The following is a 4286-nucleotide window of genomic DNA, read 5'->3' on the forward strand; positions in this document are numbered from 1 at the left end:
AATGCCTGAGCATCAAGACGCAGAAGAACCCATTCGCACTTTGCCGCAAGTTACTGATCAACGCCTCTCGCGCGGCTTATGATCAGTTACAGCTGCTTCTCGCAGCTACTGCGTAACATCAGTTATTAAGCTAAATACAGATGTTGTTTTACCTGCTCGCCCACCACCTGCAATTCCGCCTCTAGGCATACTTGTGAATGGTCCGGTCCCTCCAACTGCACCTCCTGCAGCTGCATTTCCCACGGTACCAGCAGGCGTCGAAGCATCCTTACACTTGCAGTGCTCTTCTTTCCATTTGCTCACTGCGTAATCGAATGCCCATCCAACACCAATACCGACGACAATTGGGACAAAAGCAATCTCACCAGTTGGATCGACGTAGCTAAGCGGGTTGCCGCCCACATAGGCATAGGTATTGATCCCACCCGCCAAGCCTATCGGATCACTCTGCAAATAGCGACCGTTCTTCGGATCGTAGTCGCGATAGTAGTTGTAATGGTTGCCGGTTTCCTTATCGAAATACTGACCAGGGAAGCGCAGATTGAAGGTGTATTTTGCCCCCGTGCCTTCTGGGTCTTCTTCCGCAGCGGACGCGCCGAAGGGTTCGCCCAATTGCCATGCCCAGATAGCGTGCTTGGTGGCGTCGGTAATAAGACGTGGCGTACCCAGGTGGTCGGTATGGATATTACGAATGTCCATGCCGTTGTCGACCAGTGCTACCGGGGTATCGCCCAGGTAGATGTATTCGCGCTTCGTGACACCAAGCTGGTTCGATTCCGCCAGTAGACGCCCATTTTGGTCGTAATGGAATACCGTGGTAGTGCCCTGGTAGGTCTTGGCGACCCGTTCACCCAGCGCATTGAGGGTGAACTGCGCCCCCGATGCTTCAACCAGCCGACCCCGCGCATCATAGGTGTAGTTGCCGTCACCGCTGATACGGCTGCCGTTGGCGTCGTATTGGAACACCGGGTTGGCACCATCCGGTAAGGATGCGGCTTTCAGGCGATTGCTGCCGGCTTCAATATCCTGCTTGAACACCATATCGTCGCTACGGCGTGAGGTGCGGTTGCCGTTGGCGTCGTAGCCATAGCCTTCGCTGGGCTCGAAGGCCAGCCCTCTGCGTAGGATGCTACGGCCGTCTTTCCATTCAGTCAGGCGGTCCAGCTTGTCATAGGCATAGCTGGCACGTTGCCCTACCGGTAAGCCCAAGCGCTGCAACATCCGCTCCCACCAACCGCCGCTGATGCTTTGGCCAGTGATGCGGCCTGCCGTGTCATGTGTCAACGTGACGGTGCTATCACCCATGCTGTAGCTGGTGAGCTGGTTCAGGTTGTCATAGCCACTGGTGCGAACTTCGCCATTGCCATAGGTCCAGCCCGTTACCTGCCCAAATGGCCGGTAGGTGACTTTTTGGAGGACGATCTTCTCCGCAGCGCTACCTTGCTTGGTGGTGATCTTGCTGATTTGGCCGGCGTTGTCGTAAAAGTAGGTGACCAAGCGACCACTCGGGTAGGTCAGCTTGTTGAAGCGACCTGCCATGTCATAGCCGTAGCCGGTCGTGTAATCCTTGTTCCAGATCGAGCGCTTTTCACTACCGACGCGACCTTGGCTGTCATAGCTGTAGCCGATCTTGCCCGTGTGGTTGGCCATCTCGGTGAGCTTGTCGGTACTGAAGCCACTCTCGCCATAGGCATAGGTCTGGGTTTTACCATCGGCGAAGGTGATTTTCTTGACCCGGCCGGCGGTGTCGTACTCGTACTGCGTTTTCTGGTTCTTGGCGTCAGTGCGGGTTGCCGGTTGCCCGCCGTTGAGTCGGGTGTACTGGGTCACCCCGGTATCCGGACTGGTCTGCTTAAGGAGGTCACCGGTACCGGTGTACTCATAACGGGTGACGAGACCGCGTGGGTCGGTGACACTGACCAGATCATCCCCAGCATCGTATTCATAGCGGGTGATGCCATTGGCGGGGTCGGTGACGCTGGTCAGGCGGTTATAGCCGTCATAGGTATAGGTGGTGGCCCGACCGAGATTGTCACGCGCTTCGATGCGGTTGCCATTGGGGTCATAGCCGTAGCTGACCCAACCGCCATCGGGGCGGGATTCCTTTTGCACCCGACCGAACGGGTCGAACTCACGCTTGACGTTTTGAATCGTCGTGGCCAAAGCGGGGGTGAGGACAACGCAAGCAGCAACCAGCGCTGCCATTAACGTGGTGGGACGGGATGAGAGAGGGCGGGCGTTAAATAGCATGCTTAGCTCGCTTGCGGGATAGGTTGGGTGTTGGCCAGCAACTCGGCGTCGATACGCTGCGTCAGCGCGCTGAGATTGCCACTGGTATCCCGGACTTCTTCATCAATACGGTTGCCCATGGCATCCAATACATAACGAATCGAATTACCGAGCTTGTCGCGCACGCCAACTAGGCGACGGGCGTCGTCATAGGTGTAGGTCAGCTGGCCGCCGTCTGGGGTGGTGACGCTGCTGAGCAAGCCAGTGGGGGTGTAGCTGTAGGTGGTGGTCAGTGCGCCGACCTTCTGGCTGATCAAACGACCACGCAGGTCATAGCCCAGGGTGATCACGACGCCATCGGGCGGGGTGATGCTCAGCGGTAAGCCATCCGGGTTGTACTGGGTGTAGCGGGTCACCTTGCCAGCCGGGTTGGTCAGCGTGGCGAGGTTGCCGGCAGCATCGTAGGTGTAGCGTGTGATACGACCCATTGCATCGGTACTGTCGATGACCCGACTCTGCGCATCGTAACTCCAACGCCAAGTTTGACTGCTGTTGTCGAGCAGCTTGGTCAACGTTTTGACAGTCAGGTTGCCCTGGGCGTCATAAGTGAACTCAGTGCGCCGCGTTGCTTCGGTGATTTTGGCGGGCAGCTCGAAAGTGGGGTGCCATTCGGTGGCGATCGTGCGTGCCTGCGGGGTGCCGGCCGCTTCAATGCGTTGAGTTTCCAGCAGCCGGCTTGGGTCGCTCACAATCTGGGTGATGATGCCACGGCGATCCGTCAGCTTGGATTGGCGGCCATTGGCATCGACTTCAAATAGCTGGGTGGTCGACGTGCAGCTGGGACAGGTCTCGGTTCGTGATTTCAGGACAACACGATCCTTCACATTTTGGAAGGTGTATTGGGTAGCCAAGCCCAGGGCACTGGTACTGGTCGCGCTCAACGTATTGTACGTCAGGGTAACTTTGTCCAAACCCTTGCCATGTTCACTACTGACGGCACGCCCCTTGTCATCGTAAGCCCAGGTGGCGAAGCGCACCCCATCCTCGCCCTTGATGCCGGTCAGCAGCTTGCTATCTTTACTGTCTTCGTAGAGGTATTGGCGTGTCTTGCCATCGGGGTAGGTGACCGATGTCAACTGGCCTGCGGACCCGTAGCCATAGCGCAGGGTCTGTTTAGCCGGGGTTTGGAGGGTCTCGACGCGACCTTGTGCGTCATAGGTGTAGGTCAGGACTCGGGCGGCAGCGTCGGTGAGGGTGGTGAGCTGGCCTGTTGCGTTGTAGCCGTAGGTCAGGGTATAGCCATCGCGTTGGCGCTCGCGCAGCAGGCGACCGGTCAGGTCGTAGTTTTCTACGGTGTTGTCCGGGGTGGTGAGCTGCATGCCCTCTGCCGAGACCAGCAGTATGTAGCCCATGCCATGTAAATCGGCCCCGCCGGCGTGTGGGAAGCGCAGGACTTTGCCATCGGCGCGCATCGCTTGCCTGAAATTGGCGTCCACCTTTACTGATAGGCTCAGGGCTTTCAGGTTGGCGTCATGCCAGCTGCCGGCCAAGCTATTGTAGTGGCGCACTACGGCCAGTCGGTTGGCGCCCGCGCCCTGATAATCGACTTCGCGCTGGTATTTATTACCGGTTCCTGGTTGGATGGGGTTGGCACAGGTCGCGACGGCAGGCGCGTTGGAGGCGGTTGGACAAGTCCCGCCGTGGTTGACGGGATCGTTTACCTCACTGCAGCCCCCCTTGCCGTCATCAATCGTTCCCTTCGGACAGACACAACGATTGCCCTCGTTGATTTTGGGCGCGACGCACTGACTCTGTATTACGCATGAATCGAGATTGGAATCAAAACTTGCACCTTTTGGGCATACAGCGACACCACTATAGTAAGATCTGTATCCGCCTCCATCTGCTTTTACAACTACAAAGAAAAAGCTATTATTCACCCGGCAACTAAGGGTTGATTTATTGGTGTCCGCCCCCAACTGATAGAAATGGACAAAGAAGACGGACGCAAGCTGTCGCGGCAAGAACAGCACGAAAGGCGCAAGCAAGCTGTGAGG

General features: G+C 57.3%; 2 protein-coding genes. Both read right to left on the bottom strand.

The genetic code is table 11. The annotated features are described in order from the left end of the window. Positions 1 to 105 precede the first annotated feature (105 nt). Complete coding sequence (locus CSQ89_RS20145) at positions 106 to 2250, bottom strand: RHS repeat-associated core domain-containing protein (RefSeq protein WP_099407799.1); 2145 nt, start codon at positions 2248 to 2250, stop codon at positions 106 to 108. A gap of 2 nt (positions 2251 to 2252) precedes the next feature. After that, positions 2253 to 4286 (bottom strand): DUF6531 domain-containing protein (locus CSQ89_RS20150; RefSeq protein WP_233203356.1); only part of this gene is annotated, 2034 nt, incomplete at its 5' end.

This window comes from Chitinimonas sp. BJB300 (assembly GCF_002735695.1).
Taxonomy (GTDB): Bacteria; Pseudomonadota; Gammaproteobacteria; order Burkholderiales; family Chitinimonadaceae; genus Chitinimonas.